Origin of the sequence: Streptomyces africanus (assembly GCF_030816955.1) — a bacterium.
Lineage (GTDB): Bacteria > Actinomycetota > Actinomycetes > Streptomycetales > Streptomycetaceae > Streptomyces > Streptomyces africanus.
Genome location: NZ_JAUSYP010000001.1, coordinates 3,452,402 through 3,475,909, shown reverse-complemented (window position 1 = coordinate 3,475,909; position 23,508 = coordinate 3,452,402). Strand labels below are relative to the sequence as shown.

Sequence of the window (23,508 nt, the reverse complement as noted above, 5' to 3'; positions counted from 1 at the left end):
ATGACCTCCGTGGAGGCGGTCCGGGAACTCCTGAGCGAGTTCCCGGTCGTCGACGGGCACAACGACCTGCCCTGGGCGCTGCGCGAGCAGGTCCGCTACGACCTCGACGCCCGCGATGTCGCCGCCGACCAGAGCGCCCACCTGCACACCGACATCCCGCGGCTGCGCGCGGGCGGTGTCGGCGCGCAGTACTGGTCGGTGTACGTCCGCACGGACCTGCCCGACCCGGTCGCCGCCACGCTCGAACAGATCGACTGCGTACGGCAGTTGATCGACCGCCACCCGCAGGACCTGCGGCCCGCGCTGACGGCCGCCGACATGGAGGCCGCGCGCCGGGAGGGCCGGATCGCCTCCCTCATGGGTGCGGAGGGCGGCCACTCGATCGCCAACTCCCTGGGCACCCTGCGGGGTCTGTACGGGCTGGGCGTGCGCTACCTCACGCTCACTCACAACGACAACGTCGACTGGGCGGACTCCGCGACCGACAAGCCGCGGTCCGGCGGCCTCACCGCGTTCGGCCGGGAGGTCGTGCGGGAGATGAACCGGCTCGGCATGCTCGTCGACCTCTCCCACGTGGCGGCGACGACCATGCGGGACGCGCTCGACACGAGCTCCGCCCCGGTGATCTTCTCCCACTCCTCGGCGCGGGCCGTGTGCGACCACCCGCGCAACATCCCGGACGACGTCCTGGAGCGGCTGCCCGCCAACGGCGGCATGGCCATGGTGACGTTCGTGCCGAAGTTCGTGCTCCAGGCCGCCGTCGACTGGACGGCCGCGGCCGACGAGAACATGCGCGCCCACGGCTTCCACCACCTCGACACCACCGCGGCGGCCATGAAGGTCCACCGCGCCTTCGAGGAGCGGCACCCGCGCCCGGTCGCCACCGTCTCCACGGTCGCCGACCACCTGGACCACATGCGCGAGACGGCCGGCATCGACCACCTCGGCATCGGCGGCGACTACGACGGCACGGCCTTCACCCCCGACGGCCTGGACGACGTCTCCGGTTACCCGAACCTGCTCGCGGAACTGCTGGACCGTGGCTGGTCCAAGGCCGACCTGGCGAAGCTGACCTGGAAGAACGCGGTCCGGGTGCTGGACGCCGCGGAGGACGTGGCCCGGGGGCTTCAGGCGACCCGGTCGCCGTCCAACGCGACGATCGAGTCGCTCGACGGCGACGCGTCGAGGGCGGGGTAGTCGGTGTAGCCGGTCGCCCCGCCCACGTACATGAAGTACCGGTCGCGCATCTCGTTCAGGGGCGCCCCGAGCCGCAGCCGCGTCACCAGGTCCGGGTTGGCGAGGAAGGGCCGGCCGAGCGCGATCAGGTCGGCCCCGGCGGCCAGCAGTTCCTCGGATGCCCGGAGCACACCGTCCGTGGAGATCTCCTTCAGGACCGGGTTGGCGACGATCACCCCGGGCCAGGCGGCGCGCACCTTGCGGAACACCGGCGTGTCCGGGTCGGCGTACACCAGGTGCAGATACGCGAGCCCCAGCCCGCCCAGCCGCTCGGCGAGCGCCGGGTAGATCTCCTCCGTCTCGCCCTCCTCGATGCCGTTGACGGTGTTGCCGGGGGAGACCCTCAGACCCACCCGCTCCGCCCCGATCTCGGCGGCCACGGCCTCGGTCACCTCGGCGGTGAACCGGATCCGGGCGGCGACCGGTCCGCCGTAGCCGTCGGTGCGGAGGTTGGTGTTGCGGGCGAGGAACTGGTGGAGCAGATGGCCGTTGGCGGAGTGCACCTCCACGCCCTCGAACCCGGCGTCCAGGGCGTTGCGGGCGGCCTTCGCGAAGTCCGCGACGGTGCTGCCGATGTCCTCGGCCGTCATCTCCCGCGGCACGGGGGCCGGCTGGTGTCCCTCCGGCGTGAAGATCGTCTCGGGGAGCGGGACGGGTGAGGGGGCGACCGGGGTGAGCCCGCTGGTCGCGGGGTGGCCGACCCGGCCGCCGTGCTGGAGCTGGAGGAACATCCGGCCGCCCGCCTCCCGCACGGCGTCCGTGACCCGCCGCCAGCCGGCCACGTGCGCCGGGCGGTGGACGGCGGTGATGTTCGGGTAGGTCTGCCCGACCGCGTTCGGCGTCGCGGCCTCGGCGATGATCAGCCCGGCCGAGGCGCGCTGGGCGTAGTACGTGGCCATGAGCGCGGTCGGGGTTCCGTCCGCCTCGGCCCGGTTGCGGGTCAGGGGCGCCATCACCAGACGATTGGGCAGGTCCAGCCCGGGGAGACGAGCCGGTTCGAAGAGTGCTGTCGTGTGCTGCGTCATGCCCGTACGCTAGAACCTGACACCAATGTCAGAATCAAGCCCGGGAGTGGGACGTGCGGATCGGTGAACTGGCCCGGCGCACCAACGTCAGCGAGCGGTCGCTGCGCTACTACGAGAAGCAGGGGATGCTCACCGCCGAGCGGACGCCCGGCGGGCACCGGGAGTACCCGGAGGCGGCCGTGGACCGGGTCATCCGGATCCAGGAGCTGTTCGCGGCGGGGCTGTGCAGCGAGAAGATCGTCCAGTTGCTGCCGTGCATGCGGGACACGGACGGCGGGCCCTCGGTCCGCGCCACGCCCCACCTGGTCGCCGAGCTCACCGCCGAGCGCGCCCGCATCGACCGGATGATCGCCGACCTGATCCGCTCCCGGGACACCCTGGACGAGGTGATCGAGGCGGCGCGGGTGCCTTGAGAGCATCGCCGCACGAGGCCGGGGCCGTACTCCGAACGCCCCGCCCACCAGGAACCCCTCGGCGCTCCGTGCGACGGTGACCGTACCTCACGAGCGACCGTACGGAGCCGCCATGGCAGACCTCCAGGACGACCTGCGTCCCACCGCCGCGGCCGGTGAGTTCGACGACCTGTCCGAGCCGTACCCCGACGAGGCCGTCATGGCGGCGGACCGGGCGGACGCGGCGGAGCCCTATGAGCCCGTCTCCGACCCGGACGACGCGCCGATGACCCGGGCCCACGCCATCCTCGCCGCCTATCCCGTCGCCGACGGCTACAACGGACTGCCCTGGGCGCTCAAGCGCCTGTCCTACTACGACCTGGAGGAGGGCGAGAGCACCGTCGCCACGGACGTGCCCCGCCTGCGCCGCGGGCATGTGGGGGCGCTGTTCTGGTCCCTGCACCTGCCCGAGGGCCTGGACGGCGACCGGGCCGTCGGCGCCACCCTGGAGCAGCTTGACCTGGCCAAGACCGTCGCCCGGACCTGCGACGACGGACTGCGGCCGGCCTGTACGGCGGGGCAGGTCGCGGACGCCCGCAACTGCGGCCGCGTCGCCGTGCTCCTCGGTCCCGCCGGGGCCCCGGCCGTGGGCGACTCGCTGGGCATCCTGCGCCAGCTGCACCTCCTCGGCCTGCGCGTGCTGACGCTGACCGGGGTGTCCTGGGCGAGCGACGCGGGGCTGACGCGGTTCGGCGAGGAGGTCGTGCGCGAGATGAACCGGATCGGCGTGATCGCGGACCTCTCCGGGGCCTCCGCGCCGACCGTCCGCCGGGTGCTGAGCCTGTCCCGGGCGCCCGTGCTGTTCAGCCGCTCCGCCGCCCGGGCGCTGCGCCCCCACCCGGTCAACCTCCCCGACGACCTGCTGGCGGAGCTGGGCGCGGCCAAGGGGTTGTGCCTGGTGCCGCTGACCGCCGAGCAGACCGGCCCGGCCGTCCGCGACGTCGCCGACCATCTCGACCACATCCGGGGCGTGGCCGGGGCGCAGTGCGTCGGGCTGTCCGGCAAGTACGACTCGGGCTCGGCCCACCCCCAGGAGCTCGGCGACGCCTCCTGCTATCCGCGGCTCATCGCCGAGCTGCTGCGACGCGGCTGGGACGAGGCCGACGTGGCCTTGCTGACCTGGGGCAACGTCCAGCGGGTGCTGCGCGGTGCCGACTTCACCGCCCGCGCCGCCCAGCAGCGACGCGAGCCGTCGACGGCGACCATCTCCGAGCTGGACGGGTGACCGGCGGGTGACTCAGGCGGTGTGCTCGATCCGGCACAGGCAGAAGGGATGCCCCGCCGGGTCGGCGTACACCCGGAAGTCCTTCTTCTCGTAGTCCTCCCGGTCCAGCACCCGCGCCCCCAGCGCCAGCACCCGCTCCTCGGCCGCGTCGATCTCCTCCCAGGTCGACCCGCCGTCGAAGTCCAGGTGGAGCTGCTGGGCGTTGCGGTCGGACCGGGGCCACTCCGGCGGGGTGTACCCGGGGGAGCGCTGGAAGGCGAGCCGCGGCCCGTCGGGGATCCGCAGCACCACCCAGTCGGGGTCGTCGTCCTCGGGCGTGCCGCCCCCGACCTGCGCGTAGAAACGGGCCAGCGCGCGCGGGTCGGGGCAGTCGACGACGACCGAACGGAAACGTGCCACAGCAGGCATGGGGCCTCCCGGTGTCAGCAGGCGCAGAGGCAGAACGGGTGCCCGGCCGGATCGGCGTAAACCCGGAACGTCCGCGTCCGGTCCTCGGCGTCCAACGGCTTCGCGCCGAGCGCCAGCACGCCCTTCTCGGCCGCGTCCAGGTCCTCCACGACCAGGTCGAGATGGAACTGCTGCGAGCCGTCGGGCGACGGCCACGTCGGCGGCACGTACCCGGGGGATTCCTGGAAGGCCAGGGCCGCTCCGCCCGGCACCTTCAGGTCGACCCACTCGCCCGAGTCGTCGGCCTCCACCGTGGGAGTGCCGCCGAGCACCTCGGCGTAGAAACCGGCCAGTGCGCGCGGGTCGGGACAGTCCAGGACGACGACATCCAGCTTGGCGAGTGCCATGACTTCCTCCTTGAAGCAGGCTGTTACCTTCGGGGGTTACCTCCATGAGGCGGGTAACCGGTAACCGTTACTGCATCCTCCCGCATTGCCGGTAACCTCGCAAGGGAAAACGCGAGAGGTACGGTCCAGCCATGACGGAGAGAGCGCCCGCGCCCGGCGGCCTGGCCCTGGTCGAGGCCCTGGTGAACACGCTGGACGTCGAGTCGGGTGCCGACTCGCTGGACACGGCGGAGGGCCTGGCACGCTTCGGGATCACGCGGGACGAGGTGGAGGACGCCCGGGCCCTGCGCGAGTCCCTGCGCGTGGTCCTGCTCGCCCACGCGGGCCACCCGCCGCACCGCGAGGTGACCCCGCTCGGCGACCTGCTGGCAGGGGCGCCGCTCCTCGTGGCAGTGGACCGGCGGGACGGCTCGGCGGCCCTCGCCCCGGCCGACGAGGGCCCCCTGCTCTCCCGTGTCGCGGCGGCCGTCGCCGAGGCGCTGGTCGCCGGCACCTGGAGCAGGCTCAAGGCCTGCGAGGCCGCCGACTGCCTCTGGGCGTACTACGACCGCAGCCCGGCCGGCCGGGGCCGCTGGTGCTCGATGCAGGTCTGCGGTGCCCGGGCGAAGATGCGACGCTACCGGGCGAAGGGCTGACCTGGGGCGGGTCCGCGAAGTCCCGCCTGCCCTCCGGGCGGACGACGGGACTTTACGGACACGCCCTAGGCTTCCTCCTCCCGGGGCGACCGGGGCGCCGATGCCCGCGAGCCGACCAGGAGCAGGCACAGCACCGCGACACCCGCGACGACGCCGGTCAGCATGAGCAGCGGGTCGAGCGGGCGGGTGGATGAAGCGGCTGTCTGGGTCTGCGGCTGCTGGGCGGCCTGTGCGGCCGGGGACGACGGGGACGCCGGCGGTGACTGGCCCGCGGCCGCCGCGGAGGCGGTGGACGAGGCGGACGCGGTGGGGGACGGCGACGATGACGGCATGCGCATCGTCGGCGTCCCGCCGCCCGGCGTGGTGCGGCTCGGCGCGGTGGGCCGGTTGCCCGAGGAGGAGCCGGTGTGCTCGTGCGCCGTCGGTGCCGCCGTCGTCGCCGGTGCCGCCGCGCGGACCGTGATCCCGGCCGTCATGTTCGGGTGGACGGTGCAGACGTAGCCGTACGACCCGGCCGTGGTGAACGTGAAGCTCCAGCTCTGCCCCTTGTCGAGCATCGGGGAGTGGATCGAGACCGGGCCCGAGGTGGTCTTCACGTCGTGCGGCGCCGTGTCCTGGTTGGTCCAGGTCACCGTGGATCCGGCCGGGATACTCAGGCTCGCGGGCGAGAAGGCGTACCCCTTCATCGTCACGCTGTACGAGGCTGCCGAGGCCTGCCCGGCCGGCAGCAGCGGCAGGGCGAGGAGCGTGAGGACGGCGGACACGGCGGCACCCCGGGCCGTCCGCCGGGCCGCCCTCATGCGAACTCCGCCGCGACCAGCAGCCGCAGCCGGGTGGCCGGCCGGTGCCATGGCAGGCGGAACCCCGTGGCGCGGCGCAGCAACCGGTACGGCAGCCGGGCGTACCCCACGACCAGCAGCCGGTCGTCGGCCCGCTCGACCACCCGCAGCCGCATCAGGACGGGGAAGGCGGTGCCGTCCAGGTCGAGCTCGCCGGTGAGCTGGAGACGGCCGTGGACCTCGTCGACCTGCTCCGAGGTGAGCACGGCGCAGAGCCGGCGGTCGTCGAACTCGTAGCGGAACGACGGGTTTTCGGCGTCCTCCGGCACGGTGAGGGACGCCTCGCCGAGGGTGACGCGACGGCGCAGCACCGGCATCGGTCCGCACCAGGCGGTGAGTTCGGTGAGCGAGCGGCCGGGGGCCACGGTGTACCGGCCGGGCAGCGGCAGCCGGCGGCCGGCGCCGTCGAGCGACGGTGCCGGGGGAGGGACGGTGGGCAGGGTGACGGTTGTCATCCCGGTCTCCTTGAAAGCGGTTCCCGAAGCATGGTGAGGGTGTGGAGAATGGAGCGGGCGCCGCTCCGGCCGGCTGAGCCCCGGCCGGAGCGGCGCCCTCCTGCTGTCGCGGACGGCGTCAGCAGTTGCTGGTGAGGAAGTCCGTCGTGGGCTTGAGCATCTGCCCGGCCCAGACCGTGTGCATCTTCACGTAGCTGTCCGGGTTCAGCAGATCGGTGACCTGCTGTCCGGGCGACTCCTCCAGGTGCGCCTTGTTGATGTGGTTCAGCAGCACACCGAGCGTGTCGTCGAGCACCGAGCCGCCGTCCTCGACAGCGGGCTTGAGGATGCTCTCGACCCACACCGTGTGCGTCTTGAGGTACGAGTCGAGCGCCAGCGCGTCCTGCACCTGCTGCCCCGGTGACCGCTCGAGGTGCGCCATGTAGAGGTGCTGGAGGATCGGCAGCAGCTCGTTCTGCACGCTGGCGCACTGCTTGTCGCTGCCGCCGTCCGAGCCGCCCGAGCCGGTGCCGCCCGTGGGGGCCGGGCCGGTGGTGGGCGCGGTGGTCGGTGCGTGCGTGGGGGCGGGACCGGCCGTGGGCGTGCCCGTGGGAGCCGCCGTCGGGGCGGGCGTCGACCCGCCACCGCCACCGCCACCGCCGCCACCGCCGCCACCGCCGGCTTCGACGACCTTCACCGAGGCGGTCATGTCCGGGTGCACCGCGCAGTAGTACTCGTACGTCCCGGCCTTGGTGAAGGTGTACGACCAGGAGTCGCCCTTCTCCAGCGTCCCCGAGTCGAACTTCACCGGGGCCTTGGTGGTGGTGACCGTGTGCGGCACGCTGTCGTGGTTGGTCCACTGGACGGTCTGGCCGACCTCGACGACGAGCTGCTTCCCGTCGCCGAACTTGTTGCCCATGATGTCGACCTGGTAGTCGGCCTTGGCGGCGGCGGGCTGTGCCTCGGCGGCGGCCACGGGCGCCTGAGCCGCGCCCGTGACCTGCTCCGAGTCCGAACCGGAGACCGCGCTCAACAGCCCGAGGCTGAGCACGGCGGCCAGCGCCGCACCGAGCCCGGCGACCAGCAGACCCCGGTTCCCGGCAGGCGGCCTGCGCTGCCCCTGACCGGTCTCGTCGCTCTCGTTCTTTCGTTTCACTTCTGCTCCTTGTGCTTTTTGGGGGAGTTCAGCGGCCGGGGTCGGCCGTGACCAGCAGACTCGTCACGGCGAGCACGACGAGGACGAGCCCCGTCTCGGCCGCGACCGAGTAACCGAAGGGCCGCACGGTGGCGGCGTCGCCGCGCAGCAGCACGGCGAGATCGAGGCGGGTGCGCACCCACTGGCGGCTCGCGAGCGCGGCGAGCAGGACGGCCGCGAGCACGCCCGTCTTCAGCAGGAGGAGATGCCCGTACGAGGTGTGCAGCAGGGCGTCGTACGACCCCACCACCTGCCAGGCGAGGACCAGCCCGGCGCCGACGATGCCGGCGACACTCACCGCCGCGAGCCGCGAGTAACCCGGCACCACCACCGCCAGCTCCCGGGCTCGCCGACGTGGCAGCACGGCCAGCGCGAGCACGGCCAGCCCGCCGATCCACAGCGAGGCGCCGAGCAGGTGGACGAAGTCGGCGACGGCACCCCACGTGGGCTCGGCGCCCTCGGAGCTGTGGCCCGTCATGCCGGTCGTCCGCAGCAGCCCGAACGTCACCGCGAGGGCGCCCACCCGCCAGCCCGGGGAGCGGGAGGTGCCGGCCCCGCCCTGGAGCAGGGCGCCGAGCACCACGGCCGCCAGCACCCACACCAGAGCGCGGGCGGCGAGCACGACCCCGGGCTCGGTGGCCAGCAGATCGGCGTACGTCACCGGGCGCAGCGCGTCCCGCAGTCCGCCGAGCGTGCTGTACGCGCCCTGCAGGCCGATGCTCGCGACGGTGGCCAGCAGCCCGACCGTCCAGGCGAGCACGAGCAGCGCCCGGGACCGCGGCTCGTCCGCGCCGCGCGGCCACAGCAGTACGACGAAGGCGAGACCGCCGACGAACAGGGCGAGCGCGAGATAACCGGCCCAGCGGGCGGCGACGAGGGCCTTGTGCAGCGAGGGGGAGGGGGCGGCCACGGGGGCGGCGGCCTCGTCGCCGCCCGCCTTGGCGGCCGGTGCGCCGATGGTGAAGGCGATCCGGCCGGAAGAGGCGTGTCCGTCCTCGGCGTCGACGATGGACCACGTGACGGCGAGCTTCCCGTGCTCCTTGGCGGGGAGCGCGACCCGCACGGCGTCGGCGCCGCCGCGCGGGCTACGGGACACCGGCAGCCGGTCGCCGTCCACCGTCAGCACCCGGACGTCGTCGAGGTCGACGGCCTCGTCGAAGGTGAGCGTGAGGTGGCCCGGGGCCTTCTTCAGGTCCGCCCCGTCCTTCGGGGAGGAGGAGACCAGCTCGGTGTGGGCGAAGGCGGCCTGGGGCGCTCCGGCCAGGATGTAGAGGAGCGGGGTGAGCAGGAGCAGCAGCAGGGCGCGGCGGACGGTCGTGGTCACGGGGTCGCCTCCGGTCCGGGGGACGCGGTGCCGCCGAGGAGGCTGCCGACCGGGGCCAGGCCGACACAGGGGGAGGGCTGCGGCGCGGGCGTCTCGCCTCCGCCGTCGAGCAGCCCGAACACGGGCTCGGTGAGCCCGCCGAGGAGCGGTTGTACGAGGGTGACCTCGCCGTCCTCGCAGGTGTCGCCGTCGGCCGGGGCGGACCCCGACGGGGTGGGCGTGGGGGAGGGGGAGCCGGTGCCGGGGCTGGTGTCGGAGGGCGGGGAGGGCGTGTGGCCGGTGTGGCCGGACCCGCCCGCGCCGCCGGTGCCGTACCCGGGGCCCGCGCCGATTCCGCCGACACCGCCGTATCCGGGCAACGAGCCGCCGACGGGCATCTGGCCCGCGCCGGTGCCCGGGTCCGATACGCCGGGGCCGCCCGGCGCGGCCGGTGTGGGGTCCGCCGGCGCGGTGGCCGCGGGCGGTGCCGCGGGAGGAGCGGCGGTCTGCGTGCTGCCGGAGGCGGAGGGGGCACCGATGCCCGACGCGTAACCCAGCACGATGACCACGGCGCCGACGAGCGCGCCGGCCACCAACTCGTCGCGGTGATCCCGCGGCCACTCCGCCGGGGAGAACAAGGGCATGGGGCACTCCTGGCATGGTCGGGTCAAGCCAATGAAACGTGTGGCGAATGACGACCAGTGGAGTGGAAGGGGGATTCCGCGCAACTACGCGTCGGTTAATCGATTGTTGCCTGACCCTCTCTCCCGGTGGGTCGGCCTGTGAGAAAGGTCGATTCCGCGTGCTGCTCGAATAAAATTCGAACTCATATTGATGATTTCGAGGGCGACGGCGTATGCCGAGGCAGGAGGGGGGACTGCACCCTTGGGAGACCTGCCCCGAGCCCGGCCCGGGCGCCCGGGTGCGACAGCGGAATGCGCACAGAAAATCCCCATGGATCGGCTCGGTCCTTCACCGGTTCCGCGAGAATTCCCGAATCTCCCGCAAAGCCGTCAGAAATTCACGGAACCCGGACCGAATTCGAGCGACCGACCGCACTCGGGGTCATCAGCTCAGGCGGTCGGCCGCCCCATCGCCCGGTACGTCCACCCGGCCTTGCGCCAGCGCTCCGGGTCGAGGGCGTTGCGACCGTCGAGGATGACCCGGGCCGCCGCGACCTCGCCGAGCGCCTCCTCGTCCAGCTCGCGGAACTCCCGCCACTCCGTCAGGTGCAGCACGATGTCGGCACCGCGTACCGCCTCCAGCGCCGAGTCGGCGTAGCCGAGGGTCGGGAAGACGCGGCGGGCGTTGTCCATGCCCTTGGGGTCGTAGACCGTGACCTGGCCGCCCTGGAGGTGGATCTGCCCGGCGACGTTCAGCGCGGGGGAGTCCCGGACGTCGTCCGAGTCGGGCTTGAAGGTCGCGCCCAGGACCGCGACGCGCTTGCCGAGGAACGGTCCGCCGCCCAGCGCCTGCCGGGTCAGCTCGACCATCTGCCCGCGCTGGCGCATGTTGATGGAGTCGATCTCCCGCAGGAAGGTCAGCGCCTGGTCCGCGCCCAGCTCGCCGGCGCGCGCCATGAACGCCCGGATGTCCTTCGGCAGACAGCCGCCGCCGAAGCCGATCCCGGCCCGCAGGAACTTCTTGCCGATCCGGTCGTCGTAGCCGATGGCCTCCGCCAGCTTGGCCACGTCACCGCCCGCGGCCTCGCACACCTCGGCCATGGCGTTGATGAAGGAGATCTTCGTCGCGAGGAAGGAGTTCGCGGAGGTCTTCACCAGCTCGGCGGTCGGGAAGTCCGTCACCACGAACGGCGAGCCCTCGGCGATCGGCGTGGCGTACACCTCGCGCAGCAGCTTCTCGGCCCGCTCGCTGCGCACCCCCACCACGATCCGGTCGGGGTGCAGCGTGTCCTTGACGGCGAAGCCCTCGCGCAGGAACTCCGGGTTCCACGCCAGCTCGGCGCCCTCGCCGGCCGGCGCGTGCGCGGACAGGTAGGCCGCCAGCCGGTCGGCGGTGCCGACGGGCACGGTCGACTTGCCGACGACCAGGGCGGGACCGTGCAGATGCGGCGCGAGCGAGGCGAACGCCGAGTCGACGTAACTCATGTCGGAGGCGTACTCGCCGTGCCGCTGCGGGGTGTTCACACAGACGAAGTGCACATCGCCGAACGCGCCGATCTCGGCCCAGTCCCGGGTGAAGCTCAGCCGGCCGCTGGCGCCCTCGATCCCCGCGACATGACGCCGCAGCAACTCGTCGAGCCCCGGCTCGTACATCGGGGCCTCGCCGCGCTCCAGCTTCTCGATCTTCTCGGGCACGACGTCGAGGGCGAGCACCTCGAAGCCGAGCTCGGCCATGGCCGCCGCGTGTGTCGCGCCGAGATAACCGGTGCCGATCACGGTGATCTTCAGGGCCATGGGTGCTCCAGGGGTCTACGGCAGGTGCGCGCCCGAGCATATCCGGGGCATGGGAGCGCGCTTCACGGGGCAACTTTCCCGCTGTCGTCTAGGTCACGTATCCCTCCCGTGAGCGACCCCATAAACTTTTGATTACTTAACGGTAGTTAGCGCCACCATCGCAGCGTTTTGGAGCGTGAGAGACCTTGGCCGGATCGGCTGACTTCGACCTGTACCGCCCGTCCGAGGAGCACGACATGCTCCGCGACGCCGTCCGCTCGCTGGCCGAGGCGAAGATCGCGCCGTACGCCGCCGCGGTGGACGAGGAGGCCCGCTTCCCGCAGGAGGCGCTCCAGGCACTGGTCGCGAACGACCTGCACGCCGTGCACGTACCCGAGGAGTACGGCGGCTCGGGCGCCGACGCCCTGGCGACCGTCATAGTGATCGAGGAAGTCGCGCGCGTCTGCGCCTCCTCCTCCCTCATCCCCGCGGTGAACAAGCTGGGCTCGCTCCCGGTGATCCTCTCCGGCTCCGAGGAGCTGAAGAAGAAGTACATGGCCCCGCTCGCCAAGGGCGACGGCATGTTCTCGTACTGCCTGTCCGAGCCGGACGCCGGCTCGGACGCCGCCGGCATGAAGACGAAGGCCGTCCGCGACGGCGACCACTGGGTCCTCAACGGCGTGAAGCGCTGGATCACCAACGCGGGTGAGTCCGAGTACTACACGGTCATGGCGGTCACGGACCCGTCGAAGCGTTCCAAGGGCATCTCGGCCTTCGTCGTCGAGAAGTCGGACGAGGGTGTCTCCTTCGGTGCCCCGGAGAAGAAGCTCGGCATCAAGGGCTCCCCGACCCGCGAGGTCTACCTCGACAACGTCCGTATCCCCGCCGACCGCATGATCGGCGAGGAGGGCACCGGCTTCGCCACGGCGATGAAGACCCTCGACCACACCCGTATCACCATCGCCGCCCAGGCCCTCGGCATCGCCCAGGGCGCCCTGGACTACGCCAAGGGCTACGTCCAGGAGCGCAAGCAGTTCGGCAAGCCGATCGCCGACTTCCAGGGCATCCAGTTCATGCTCGCCGACATGGCCATGAAGATCTCGGCCGCCCGCGCCCTGACCTACCAGGCCGCAGCCGCCTCCGAGCGCGGCGACGCCGACCTCACCTACCTGGGCGCCGCCGCCAAGTGCTTCGCCTCGGACACGGCGATGGAGGTCACCACGGACGCCGTCCAGCTCCTCGGCGGCTACGGCTACACGCGCGACTACCCGGTGGAGCGCATGATGCGCGACGCCAAGATCACCCAGATCTACGAGGGCACGAACCAGGTCCAGCGCATCGTGATGGCGCGCAACCTGCCGTAACAGGCCCTGGGACGAGCGAGTGGGCCTCCCGCCCCCTGGCCGGAGGCTCGCTCAGTCCTCGAACCCCTCCGCCGCCCGCTTCTCGCGCAGTTCCATGATCGCCCGGCGGCGGGCCAGGCGGTGGGTGCGGCGGATCTGGGCCTCCTGGTAGCGGCGCTTGTCGCGTTCGGTCTCCGGGAGGACCGGGGGAACCCGGCGCGGCTTGCCGTCGGCGTCGACGGCCGCGAAGACGAGGTAGGCGGAGCCGACCTGCGTGGGCGGGGCCGACTCGTTCCAGCGTTCGGCCAGGACGCGGACGCCGACCTCCATGGACGTGCGGCCGGTCCAGTTGACCTGTGCCTTGACGTGGACCAGGTCGCCGACGCGGACCGGCTCCAGGAACGCCATCTCGTCCATGGACGCCGTCACCGCCGGCCCGCCGGAGTGCCGGCCGGCCACGGCACCCGCCGCGTCGTCCACCAGCTTCATGATCACTCCGCCGTGGACCGTCCCCAGAAGGTTCGTGTCGTTGTGGGTCATGATGTGGCTGAGGGTGGTGCGGGAGGCCGAAGTCGGCTTGCCCGGGATATCCGCAGTGCCGGAATCCGCGGCTGGGGCCTGGTCTGTCATGGCCCCTACCTTATGCCGAGGCGGTATGAGGGGGTTTTGTGTCAGCTTCGCCACAGCCGTGCTCTGATTTTCCGACGACTCTTGTATGGCCCACTACGGGGACCTGCACACTGGGGCGCATGACTGATTGGCCCGAGGGATTCTCCGGTGACAACCGCGGCAACCGCTACGGACGCGGCAGCTCGAGCGCACAGCCCGAGAGCGCCCGTGTCATGCGGCAGGTCCGCCGCGGTCCGGCGGCATCGCCCGGGCAGGCCGGCTACGGCGGCGCCCCGCCGTACCAGGGCGGCGTGCCGCAGCAGCCGTCGTACGTCGACGGCGGCGGCTACGGCCCCGGCGACGGCTACGACAGCGGCTACAACACCGGCCAGGTCTACGGCTCACCCGGCGGCAGAGGCCCCGGCGGTCCGGGCGACGGCATGCACGAGCCGCGCCCCGCGCCGAACTGGCGCCGCCGCATCAAGGTGACGGCCATCACGCTCGTGACGTTGCTGGTCGTGACGAGCGTCGGCACCTACTTCTGGGCCGACTCCAAGCTCAACCGCGACGTCGACCTGTCGAAGGTCATCGACCGGCCGGAGGCGGGCGAGGGCACCAACTACCTGATCGTCGGCTCCGACAGCCGCGCGGGCATGTCGGCCGAGGAGAAGAAGAAGCTGCACACCGGGTCCGCCGAGGGCAAGCGCACGGACTCGATGATGATCCTGCACACCGGCGGCAACGGCCCGACGCTGATCTCGCTGCCGCGTGACTCGAACGTCACGATCCCGTCGTACAAGGGCTCCGACTCCGGCAAGCTCTACCCGGCCACCGGCCGCCAGACCAAGCTGAACGCGGCGTACGCGGAGGACGGCCCCGAGCTGCTGGTCCGTACCGTCGAGGCCAACACGGGCCTGCACATCGACCACTACGTGGAGATCGGCTTCGCCGGCTTCGCGAACATCGTGGACGCGGTCGGCGGGGTCGAGATGGACATCCCGCAGGACATCAAGGACACCAAGTCCGGCGCGGACTTCAAGAAGGGCAAGCAGACCCTCAACGGCGACCAGGCCCTGGCCTTCGTCCGCACGCGCTACGCGCTCGCCGGCTCCGACCTGGACCGCACGAAGAACCAGCAGAAGTTCCTCTCCGCGCTGGCCAACCAGGTCGCCACGCCGAGCACGGTCCTCAACCCGTTCAAGCTGTACCCGACCATGGGCGCGGGCCTGGACTCCCTCGTGGTCGACAAGGACATGGGCCTGTTCGACCTGGCGTCCATGTTCTGGGCGATGAAGGGCGTCAGCGGCGGCGAGGGCAAGTCGATGAACATGCCGATCGCGGGCAACTCGGCGAACGGCAACCTCCAGTGGGACACCGCGAAGGTGAAGACGCTGGTCAACCAGCTGAAGAACGACGAGACGGTCACCGTCTCGGGCAACTGAGCACCGGCATGCGTCGGGGGCACCCGCGGGGGTGCCCCCGACCGCTGTGAGGCGGTCCTCACATCGCGGCGGCCGACATCGACCGGCACGTCTCGGCACAGCGGCGACACGCCTCGGCGCAGCGCATCATCTGGGCGTCGTCCGGCATGGACATACACGCCTCGGCGCACATGTCACAGGCCCGGGCGCACATCGCGCACATCTCGGCCGACAGCGGCGAGCGGCGCATCATCATGTCGGCGCACAGACGCGTCATCTCGGCGCAGTCCATGACGGCGCGCATGATCTGCATCTGGGCCTGGCCGCCCATCTGCAGGCAGGAGCTCATGGTCTCCTCGCACACGCTGTGGCAGGTCATGCACGCCTGGACGCACTCCTGCATCTCCTTGCTCAGCGGGGGCATGGTGGCGGGCTGCTGGGTCATGATTCCTCCCGGGGGACGGGCGAGAGCCGCGTTCGGTTCTCGTGCCCTTCCGTCCTACGCCTGCCGGGACCCGACCGCCATGGGGCGGAAGGAACCAATCCGCCATGCGTGCGTCACGGCCCCTACGCGCACGCCACCTCGTCCCCGCGTACCACCCCGACCTCGCCCTGCCCCGGGTCCTCGGCCCGTACCCTGCGTACGCGGTCGAAATCCGTGCCCGCGATGACTTTCAGGGTCGCGCCCAGGCCGTTGACGGGGCGGAGTTCGCTGCCCGGCAGGGCCGTGGCGAGGGACTTGGCCGAGCGGTCCCAGCGGGGGTCGTAGGCGATGATCGTGCGCTTGACGTCATGGGCGGCGGCGTTCACCGGGGCCCGGGTGGTCCGGAAGCCCGTCGAGGCCAGGGCCGCGTCCACCCGGCGGCCCAGCCCGGGTGTGCGCGTCCCGTTCTCCACCTGGACGCGGATCTGCTGCGGGGCGACCGAGACGATCCGGGCCGCGCCGCGCGCCTTGTGCACGGACAGCGGCTGGTCCTCGCGCAGGGCGCGGAAGAGCCGCTCCGCCTTGACGGGGTCCCACTTCAGCGTCGAGCCGACGCCCTTCACGGCGAATTCCATCTGCTCGATCGGGACGGTCGCGAACTCGGAGGAGGAGGGGGAGAAGTTCCGCATGGCCCGGCCGAGGTCCAGCATCTCGTGCGTGCCGAAGCCCTTGTCCGCCCGCACGGAGCCGAGCACCGCACGCGTCACGTCCCGGAATTTCATCGGGTTGAGGAGGATCCCCGAGGAGGTGATCCGTTCCACGAGCGCCGCCATGAAGCGCTGCTGGCGTTTCATCCGGCCCAGGTCCGAGGCCCCGTCGAGGTGGCGGGCGCGTACGTACTGGAGCGCCTGCCCGCCCGCCAGCGTGTGCCGCCCGGCCGGGAGGTCCAGGCCGGTGTAGCTGTCCCTGAGCGGGGCGGCGGTGCAGACCTGTACGCCTCCGACCACGTCCACCGTCCTCATGAAGCTGGTGAAGTCGACCTCCAGATAGTGGTCGATCTTCACCTTCGTCATGCTCTCGACCGTCCGCACGGTCAGCTGCGGCCCGCCCTCCGCGTACGCCGCGTTCAGCTTGACCGGGTGCCCGCCGTGCCGCTTGCCCGTCGTACGGTCGACGTGCGTGGGCGTCACCGCGTACGAGTCGCGCGGCAGGCTCACCACACTCGCCCGTTCCCGGTCCGCCGAGATGTGCACGATCATGATCGTGTCGGTGCAGTGGCAGGGCGCCCCGCCCAGCCGGTACTTCCGCCGCTCCTCCTTGCTGATCTTCTCGCGGCCGTCCGTGCCGACCAGCAGCACGTTCATGCCGTGGCCCGCCTGCGGCCGGTTCTTCATGTCCTTGAAGGGGTCGACCCGGGCGATGTCCGCGTCCAGGCTGGTCATCACGGCGTGCCCGATACCGGCGGACGCGAGGACCACCACGGACAGGGTGGTGACCACCCGCAGGCCCCAGCGCGGCTTGCGGCGCCGTGCGGGCGGCGCGGGCCTGCGCGGGATGCGCCCGGGGGAGGGCTGCGGGCGGCGCTGCGGGGCGGCGGTGGACCGAGGGGACCGCGGCGTGGGCAAGGGGGCACCTCCGGACGACGGCCGTGCGTGGGATCAGTGAAACCGTAGGCCGATACGATCTGCGGCCCGCTGTATCGCCCCTGCGGCGCGCACCGGTGTCCCTCGTTCGCGGTAACGTGAGGCCCCTATGAACGCCAATCCCGACGTGCGGCTCCCCGCCGTTTCCGTGATCATGCCCGTCCTCAACGAGGAACGGCATCTGCGGGGAGCAGTCCAAGCGATCCTCGCGCAGGAGTACGCCGGCGAGATGGAGGTCGTGATCGCCCTCGGTCCGTCCACGGACCGCACGGACGAGATCGCCGCCGAGCTCGTGGCCGAAGACCCGCGTGTCCACACCGTCCCCAACCCCACCGGCCGTACGCCCGCGGCGCTGAACGCGGCGATCAACGCCTCCCGCCACCCGATCGTCGTCCGCGTCGACGGGCACGGCATGCTCTCGCCCGACTACATCGCCACCGCCGTACGGCTCCTGGAGGAGACCGGCGCGCAGAACGTCGGCGGCATCATGCACGCCGAGGGCGAGAACGACTGGGAGCACGCCGTCGCCGCCGCGATGACCTCGAAGATAGGGGTCGGCAACGCCTCCTTCCACACGGGCGGACAGGCGGGCCCGGCCGAGACCGTCTACCTCGGGGTCTTCCGGCGCGAGGCGCTGGAGCAGCAGGGCGGCTACAACGTGGAGTTCATCCGCGCCCAGGACTGGGAGCTGAACTTCCGGATCAGGGAGGCCGGGGGCCTCATCTGGTTCTCACCCGAGCTGAGGGTGTCGTACCGGCCGCGGCCGAGCGTGAAGGCCCTAGCCAGGCAGTACAAGGACTACGGCCGCTGGCGGCACGTCGTCGCCCGCTTCCACGAGGGCTCGATCAACCTGCGCTACCTCGCCCCGCCGACCGCCGTGTGCGCGATCGCGGCCGGCACCCTGGTGGGCGCACTGCTGACGCCGTGGGGCTTCGTCGTGCCCGGCGGCTATCTCGCGGCGATCCTGCTCGGCTCCGTCCCGGCCGGCCGGGGGCTGCCGCTGAAGGCGCGGCTCCAGATCCCCGTGGCGCTCGCCACCATGCACATGTCGTGGGGCTGGGGCTTCCTGACCAGCCCGCGGTCGCTGGCGAAGAAGGTCATCGCCTCCCGGCGTCCGGCGGTCCGGGCGGACGCGGACGCGACCGCGAGCTGACCGGGGCGCACTCACGGGCCCCTTCCCGTTCGGGAGGGGCCCGTTCGTCGTCACCAGGTGAAGTTCGGGTTCACGTGCATGCAGGCCTTGTCGTCCGCGCCGTTGAGCGCGTCGGCCGACTTCGGGGTCCGGTCGTCCCGCTTCGGTGCCTTGTAGTCCGCGCCCTCCCGCCAGTCGGCGCCCACGACGAGCGTGACGCCTGAGACGCCGGTCGACCGCTTGACCGAACTCAGCGGAATTCCGAGGGCCTTGGCGACCCGCTGTGCGTCGCCCTCCAGGTCGGCGCTCGGGTAGCGGACGACGGTCCGCTCCTCGCTCCACGAGCCGGTGGTGTCGGCGACGGCCTGGGCGAAGCCCTGCTCCGTCAGCAGCCCGGCCACCGTGCTCGCGCGCCCGCGCGCCGCGGCCCGGGTGTCGGTCCGGGTGCCGTTGCGGACCTGCACGGGAATCTCGTCGTCGGCCGCGGCCGGGTCGGCGGAGACCTTCTCCTCCGCCTTCTTCCTGTCCTTGTCCTTGCCGTCCAGCGCGATGTCGTCCCGCACCAGCCGGAACAGCTGCTCGGCGTCCTCCGTCGGCTCCACACGGGCGCCCACGTACCGGTTGGGCATCGTGGTCATGGTGATGCGCGCCGGCTCGACCTTGCGCAGCTCGTCGCTGAGGTCGTAGAGCTTCTTGACGGTGTCGAGGCCGGGGTCGACCGTCAGCGCCCGGGTGGCCTCCTCGGCCAGTCTGCGGAGCTTGTTCGGGCTGCTGAGGGTGGCGTTCTCGCGCAGCCGGCGGACCATCGCGTTCATGTACATGTGCTGGGCCTTGGCGCGGGCGAGGTCGCTGCCGTCCTCGAAGCCGTAGCGGGTGCGCAGCCACTGGAGGGCCTGCTCGCCCTGGATGTACGAGGTGCCCTTCTCCAGCTTCAGGCCCGAGCCCTTGCCGTCGGAGGTGCGGGAGTGGATGTTGGCGTCGACGCACACGGGGACACCGCCGACGGCGTCGGCCATCGCCACCACGCCTGCGAAGTCGACCATGATGAAGTGGTCGATGTGGATGCCGGTGAGCTCCTGCCAGGTGGCCACCGTGCAGCCCGGGCCGCCGTGCCCGAGGCTCTGGTTGGTCATCCTCCGCCCCTGGCTCTCCGGGTACACGTCCCCGTCGTCCGGGTCGGTGCACTTGGGGATCTTCACGAGCGTGTCGCGGGGCATGCTGATGACCGACATGTTGGTGCGGTCGGCGGACAGGTGCAGCAGCATCTGCACGTCCGCCAGCGGTGCGGCGCCGAACGTCTCACGGGCGCCGCCGAGTTTCTGGTTCTCCTTGCTGTCCCGCGCGTCCGAGCCGATGAGCAGGATGTTCAGCGGGGTCTGCCCGGCGGCGTTCGGCGTCGGCGCGGCGACCTTGTGGTCGCCGAGGTTCAGCGCGTCCTTCTTGATGTTGCCGTTCAGATGCCGGTAGTAGAGGTATCCGGCCCCGGCCGTCCCGAGTATGAGGACGGCGAGGACGGCCGCGGACCACCTCAGCAGCCGCCTGGGACGCCGGCGCGGCCCCTCGCCGCCGGGCGTGCCGCCCCTCGCCGACGGGGTCCCACCCGGGTCCGGTTCCCGGCGGACGCCCTGCCGCGATTCGTTCTCCCGCACACCGCTCTGCGTCACTTTCCGGTCCTTCCCGCCCCCCGCGCACGCGACAGGCCCGTCCTGCCTCCTGTTAGACGCACGACGGGCCTGTCAGTTGCCCTCAGTGGGTCAACTCGCGCACTTCACCTTGTCGGCGGTGGACTTCTCCACGTCCGCCGTCTCGACCGGGGCGTCGAGCTTCACGCCGGCGCCCTTGAAGTCCTTGCCGAGGGTCAGGGTCATGGCGGGCAGCCCCTGGGCGTTCCGCACGCTCTCGCCGGGCTTCATCGCCGCCCCGGACAGGCCCATGATGTCGGCGAGGCGGCGGGCCTGGTCGGCCTGGTCGGGGGCGTACTCCAGCGTGGTCCTCGCCAGTTCGGCGGGGGCGTTGCCGCCGTTCTCCGACTTGGTCACGCCCTCCTCGACCTGGAGGTACTGGAGGGTCTTCTGCGCGGCACCGGAGACGGCACTGCCGTTGAGGACCCGGACCCGGACCTCGGAGGCCGGGGCCTTGGTGCCCTTCAGCCGGGCGGCCTCGGCGTCCTTCTCCTTCTTCTTGCGCTGCTTGACCTCGGTGAGCGAGACATCGTTTCGGATCATGTCGAACAGCTGGGGAGCCTTCGACTCCTCGAGGACGACCGTCGCCTTCACCACCGTCTCCGCCGGGTTGTCCTTCACCGGGACGGTCGTGAAGGCGATGTTCTTCGTCGGCACCTTCTTCAGCTCCAGGGCGATGTCCTTGAGCGTGCCGACGTTGCCGATGGCCTTGTCCACGGTCAGCGCCTTGGTCGCGGCCTCGGCCAGCTTCAGCAGCTTCGAGGGGCTGGTGAGGGTGTCACCGGAGGACATCTTGCGCATGAGCGAGCCCAGGAACTGCTGCTGCACCTTGATGCGGTCCAGGTCGCCGTGGTTGCCGAAGCTCTTGCGGGTACGGACGAACGCGAGGGCCTGCTCGCCCTCGACCTTCGACGGGCCCGCGGGCAGGACGAGCTTCGACTCCTTGTCGTTGACCGGCTTCTCCACGCAGACGTCGACCCCGTCCACCGCCGTCGTCAGCGTCTTCACCGCGTTGAAGTCGGCCATCATGAAGTGGTCGACCTGGATGCCGGTGTTCTCCTTGACCGTGCGCATCGTGCAGCCCGGGTCCCGGCCGTTCTCCCCGAGGCTCCGGTTGAAGCGGACGCCCCGCTGGCCCGGGACGACCTTCTCCGAGCCGTCCTCCAGCTTCGTCGGGCAGTCGGGGATGTTCACGATCAGGTCCCGGGGGATGCTGAGCGCGGTCGCGTTGGAGCGGTCCTCGGCGACGTGCAGCAGGATCGTGGTGTCGGCGTGCCCGACACTGCCCTTGTCGCCGTAGCCCTCGTTGCCCTCACCGGTGCGTTTGTCCGTGCCGATGATGAGGATGCTGAAGGCCTCGTCCTTGCTGAAGTTGCTGGCGCCCGCGCTGCCGACGTCGGTCGTCGTGACGTTGCCCTCCAGGTGCCGGAGGTAGAAGTAGCCGGCCCCGCCGACCCCGACCAGCACGAACGCCATCGTGCCGCCGGTCCACATCAGCACCTTCTTCGCCTTCTTGGGCTTTTGCTGCACCGGCCGGCGGCCACCGCGCCGCCCGGGAGGCGGCTCCTGGGGCGCACCGCGCCGCCGGCGCTGGGGCGGAACGTCGGTGCGGGTGCCGCCCGCCCTCGTCGGGGGAGTGGATCCGCGTGCTCCGGACACCGGCGACTGCGTTCCGGAGGGAGTCAGTCGCAGTTCGTATTCGCCGGTGTCCGGATTGAGTACCCACTGGTCTGCCGGGTCGATCTGGTCCCCCCGGCCACGGCGTTGCGCGTCCACGGTTGTCTGTTTCCTCCGTCGGGGCACGCGGCGCCTTCTCCCCCGGAAGGCGCACGGGTACGGTCATCACAGAAGCTCTGGATCGCTCACACTATCCGCCCAGTTGAACGTCGATGTGCGCTGAATGACAAATTCAAGGTCCATGCATGCGGGCAATTCCCCCCAATTCCCTGTACGGGGGTGGAAGGAAGTCGTCGACCGGTGTGCGCGTCGCTCCTCCGGTCGCTACCAGCGGTAGGGCTTGTACACGTCCATGCACTTCCCGGTGTCCGAGCCGTTGAGGGCGTCCACGTCGCCGGGCAGGTCCCCGGCCTTCGGAGCCGACTGCTTCGGATAGGCCGTACCCGTACGCCAGTCGGCGCCCACGACGACCGTGACGCCGGAGACGTCCGTCGACCGTCGCACCGAACTCGCCGGAATACCCAGCGACTTGGCGACCCGCTGCGCGTCGCCCGCCAGTTCGGCGCTCGGGTAGCGCACCAGGGTCCGCTCCTCGGACAGCGCGCCCGAGGTGTCCGCGGCGGCCTTCGTGAAGCCCTTCTCCACCAGCGACCGGGTGATGGCGCCCGCGCGGCCGGTCACCGGGCCGAGGGTGGCCGAACGCGTGGCGTTCTGCACCAGGACACCGATCGAGTCGTCCGCGGCGGCGGGGTCCTTGGACGTCTCGGGCGCCTTGGAGGTCTTGGAGGCCTTCTTCGCGCCCTTGCCGTCGAAGGGCACGTCGTCGCGGATCATGTCCCACACCCGGTCGGCGTCGGCGCCTGCCGGGATCAGGTGGTTGGGATCCTCGGGGTCCTCGGTCGTGGGCAGCGTCGTCATGGTGATGCGGTCCGTCGGGACCGTCTTCAGCTGCATCCCCAGGTCGTACAGCTTCTTCACCGTGCCGAGCTCCTCGGACACGTGCAGCGACTTGGTCGCCGCCTCGGCCAGGTCCGTCAGCCGGCCGGTGTCGGTGAAGACGTTCTGCGCCTTGAGCGTGCGGATCATCGAGTTCATGTACATGTGCTGCGCCCGGGCCCGCAGCGGGTCGCTGCCCCAGGCGTGCCGGGTGCGCAGCCACTGGAGGGCCTGCTCGCCCTCGACCTTCTTCCGGCCGGCCGTCAGCTTCAGACCCGAGCCGCCGGGCACGCCGGGCAGCGGTCGGTCCCACACGTTCTGCCGCACGCACACCTCGACCCCGCCGATGGCGTCGGCCATCTTCACCACGCCCGCGAAGTCGATCGTCATCCAGTGGTCGACGTAGATCCCGGTGAGGTTCTCCCAGGTCGCCAGCGTGCAGCCCGCTCCGCCCCGGGCCAGCGAGGTGTTGATGATCGTGTTGACCGGCGGGTAGGTCCGCCCGGTCTTCGGGTCGGTGCACCTGGGTATGTCGACCCGGGTGTCGCGCGGAATGCTCACCACGGCGGCGCTCTTGCGGTCCGCGGCCAGGTGGATGAGCATCTGCACGTCGGCCAGCGGCGGATTGCCGCGGTCCTTGCGCGCGCCGCCCAGCTTCACGTTCTCGTCGGAGGCACGGCTGTCGGAGCCGATCAGCAGGATGTTCAGGGGCGTCTGCCCGGCTGCGTTCGGGGCGGCCTTCGTCGCCTTGGAGTCGCCGCTGCTGCGCCGGCCCTTCTCGATGTTGCCGTTGAGGTGCTTGTAGTAGAGGTAGCCGGCGCCGGCGGTCGCGAGGATCAGCACGGAGAGGGACGCCGCCGACCAGCGCAGGACGCGGCGGCCGCGACCGCGGCCGGGCCTGCGGCCTCCCCGGCGGTGCCCGTCGCCCGGCCGGGCCGGGCTGCCCGGGGCACCAGGGCCGCCCGCGACCGGCTCGCCCGGGACGGCTCCCGGCTCGGTCCCCTCCTCGTACACACTGCTGCTGCGTGCCATCTGCTCTTCCCCACCCCCGTGTCACCGGACAAGGTCTGCCGTACGCCCTGTGAGACGTACGGCAGGCCCGTCAGG

22 protein-coding genes are annotated in these 23,508 nt (G+C 71.6%); 7 read left to right on the top strand and 15 right to left on the bottom strand.

Annotated elements, in window-relative coordinates; all coding sequences use genetic code 11:
- Positions 1 to 1,197 (top strand): dipeptidase, encoded by a 1,197-nt coding sequence (locus tag QF034_RS15915; RefSeq protein WP_307175587.1) that lies wholly within the window; start codon positions 1 to 3, stop codon positions 1,195 to 1,197.
- Here QF034_RS15915 and QF034_RS15910 read toward each other — a convergent pair.
- On the bottom strand, positions 1,128 to 2,261 hold the full coding sequence (locus tag QF034_RS15910) for an alkene reductase (RefSeq protein ID WP_307175586.1): 1,134 nt from the start codon (positions 2,259 to 2,261) through the stop codon (positions 1,128 to 1,130). The genes QF034_RS15915 and QF034_RS15910 overlap by 70 nt on opposite strands.
- 53 nt (positions 2,262 to 2,314) lie before the next feature.
- Between QF034_RS15910 and QF034_RS15905 the strand changes: the two genes are divergently transcribed.
- Positions 2,315 to 2,674 (top strand): MerR family transcriptional regulator, encoded by a 360-nt coding sequence (locus QF034_RS15905; RefSeq protein WP_307175585.1) that lies wholly within the window; start codon positions 2,315 to 2,317, stop codon positions 2,672 to 2,674.
- A gap of 112 nt (positions 2,675 to 2,786) precedes the next feature.
- The gene (locus QF034_RS15900; protein ID WP_307175584.1) at positions 2,787 to 3,938 is read left to right on the top strand and encodes a dipeptidase; all 1,152 of its coding nucleotides are present in this window, start codon (positions 2,787 to 2,789) and stop codon (positions 3,936 to 3,938) included.
- Between the two features lie 12 nt (positions 3,939 to 3,950).
- Here the strand turns inward: QF034_RS15900 and QF034_RS15895 are convergent, their stop codons facing one another.
- Both QF034_RS15895 and QF034_RS15890 read right to left on the bottom strand, forming a co-directional pair.
- Positions 3,951 to 4,346 (bottom strand): VOC family protein, encoded by a 396-nt coding sequence (locus QF034_RS15895; RefSeq protein ID WP_086565683.1) that lies wholly within the window; start codon positions 4,344 to 4,346, stop codon positions 3,951 to 3,953.
- Between the two features lie 14 nt (positions 4,347 to 4,360).
- Complete coding sequence (locus QF034_RS15890; protein WP_307175583.1) at positions 4,361 to 4,732, bottom strand: VOC family protein; 372 nt, start codon at positions 4,730 to 4,732, stop codon at positions 4,361 to 4,363.
- Positions 4,733 to 4,863: 131 nt separating this feature from the next.
- Here QF034_RS15890 and QF034_RS15885 point away from each other — a divergent pair, with 131 nt between their 5' ends.
- Positions 4,864 to 5,367 carry a CGNR zinc finger domain-containing protein gene (locus QF034_RS15885; protein ID WP_307175582.1) on the top strand — a complete coding sequence of 168 codons (504 nt, stop codon included), beginning with the start codon at positions 4,864 to 4,866 and terminating at the stop codon, positions 5,365 to 5,367.
- A 65-nt stretch (positions 5,368 to 5,432) separates the two neighbouring features.
- Here the strand turns inward: QF034_RS15885 and QF034_RS15880 are convergent, their stop codons facing one another.
- The 6 genes from QF034_RS15880 to QF034_RS15855 form a co-directional block, all read right to left on the bottom strand.
- Positions 5,433 to 6,167: a cupredoxin domain-containing protein gene (locus tag QF034_RS15880; protein ID WP_307175581.1), complete on the bottom strand. Its 735-nt coding sequence runs from the start codon at positions 6,165 to 6,167 to the stop codon at positions 5,433 to 5,435.
- The gene (locus QF034_RS15875) at positions 6,164 to 6,661 is read right to left on the bottom strand and encodes a hypothetical protein (RefSeq protein WP_307175580.1); all 498 of its coding nucleotides are present in this window, start codon (positions 6,659 to 6,661) and stop codon (positions 6,164 to 6,166) included. The genes QF034_RS15880 and QF034_RS15875 overlap by 4 nt, the downstream gene beginning before the upstream one ends.
- A 118-nt stretch (positions 6,662 to 6,779) precedes the next feature.
- Positions 6,780 to 7,796: a cupredoxin domain-containing protein gene (locus QF034_RS15870; protein WP_307175579.1), complete on the bottom strand. Its 1,017-nt coding sequence runs from the start codon at positions 7,794 to 7,796 to the stop codon at positions 6,780 to 6,782.
- Positions 7,797 to 7,824: 28 nt separating this feature from the next.
- Positions 7,825 to 9,159 carry a copper resistance CopC/CopD family protein gene (locus QF034_RS15865; protein ID WP_307175578.1) on the bottom strand — a complete coding sequence of 445 codons (1,335 nt, stop codon included), beginning with the start codon at positions 9,157 to 9,159 and terminating at the stop codon, positions 7,825 to 7,827.
- Positions 9,156 to 9,782: a hypothetical protein gene (locus tag QF034_RS15860; RefSeq protein ID WP_307175577.1), complete on the bottom strand. Its 627-nt coding sequence runs from the start codon at positions 9,780 to 9,782 to the stop codon at positions 9,156 to 9,158. Before QF034_RS15860 ends, QF034_RS15865 begins: the two co-directional genes overlap by 4 nt.
- 429 nt (positions 9,783 to 10,211) lie before the next feature.
- Positions 10,212 to 11,555, bottom strand: coding sequence for a UDP-glucose dehydrogenase family protein (locus tag QF034_RS15855; protein WP_307175575.1), 1,344 nt, complete (start codon positions 11,553 to 11,555; stop codon positions 10,212 to 10,214).
- Positions 11,556 to 11,740: 185 nt separating this feature from the next.
- Between QF034_RS15855 and QF034_RS15850 the strand changes: the two genes are divergently transcribed.
- Positions 11,741 to 12,898: an acyl-CoA dehydrogenase gene (locus tag QF034_RS15850; protein ID WP_307175574.1), complete on the top strand. Its 1,158-nt coding sequence runs from the start codon at positions 11,741 to 11,743 to the stop codon at positions 12,896 to 12,898.
- Between the two features lie 51 nt (positions 12,899 to 12,949).
- Here the strand turns inward: QF034_RS15850 and QF034_RS15845 are convergent, their stop codons facing one another.
- Entirely contained in the window at positions 12,950 to 13,507 is a 558-nt protein-coding gene (locus tag QF034_RS15845) for an acyl-CoA thioesterase (RefSeq protein ID WP_037670903.1), read from the bottom strand.
- A 119-nt stretch (positions 13,508 to 13,626) separates the two neighbouring features.
- Here QF034_RS15845 and QF034_RS15840 point away from each other — a divergent pair, with 119 nt between their 5' ends.
- Positions 13,627 to 14,928: an LCP family protein gene (locus QF034_RS15840; RefSeq protein WP_307175573.1), complete on the top strand. Its 1,302-nt coding sequence runs from the start codon at positions 13,627 to 13,629 to the stop codon at positions 14,926 to 14,928.
- Positions 14,929 to 14,986: 58 nt separating this feature from the next.
- On the opposite strand, the gene QF034_RS15835 is transcribed toward QF034_RS15840, so the two are convergent.
- Complete coding sequence (locus tag QF034_RS15835; protein ID WP_307175572.1) at positions 14,987 to 15,352, bottom strand: four-helix bundle copper-binding protein; 366 nt, start codon at positions 15,350 to 15,352, stop codon at positions 14,987 to 14,989.
- Positions 15,353 to 15,474: 122 nt separating this feature from the next.
- Complete coding sequence (locus QF034_RS15830) at positions 15,475 to 16,956, bottom strand: LCP family protein (protein WP_307175571.1); 1,482 nt, start codon at positions 16,954 to 16,956, stop codon at positions 15,475 to 15,477.
- Positions 16,957 to 17,083: 127 nt separating this feature from the next.
- Between QF034_RS15830 and QF034_RS15825 the strand changes: the two genes are divergently transcribed.
- Positions 17,084 to 18,127, top strand: a complete 1,044-nt coding sequence (locus tag QF034_RS15825; RefSeq protein ID WP_307175570.1) for a glycosyltransferase family 2 protein — start codon at positions 17,084 to 17,086, stop codon at positions 18,125 to 18,127.
- Between the two features lie 50 nt (positions 18,128 to 18,177).
- Here the strand turns inward: QF034_RS15825 and QF034_RS15820 are convergent, their stop codons facing one another.
- From QF034_RS15820 to QF034_RS15810, 3 genes are all read right to left on the bottom strand, one after another.
- On the bottom strand, positions 18,178 to 19,770 hold the full coding sequence (locus QF034_RS15820; RefSeq protein WP_307175569.1) for an LCP family protein: 1,593 nt from the start codon (positions 19,768 to 19,770) through the stop codon (positions 18,178 to 18,180).
- A gap of 90 nt (positions 19,771 to 19,860) precedes the next feature.
- Positions 19,861 to 21,564 carry an LCP family protein gene (locus tag QF034_RS15815; protein WP_307175568.1) on the bottom strand — a complete coding sequence of 568 codons (1,704 nt, stop codon included), beginning with the start codon at positions 21,562 to 21,564 and terminating at the stop codon, positions 19,861 to 19,863.
- Positions 21,565 to 21,789: 225 nt separating this feature from the next.
- Entirely contained in the window at positions 21,790 to 23,433 is a 1,644-nt protein-coding gene (locus QF034_RS15810; RefSeq protein WP_307175567.1) for an LCP family protein, read from the bottom strand.
- Positions 23,434 to 23,508: the final 75 nt, after the last annotated feature.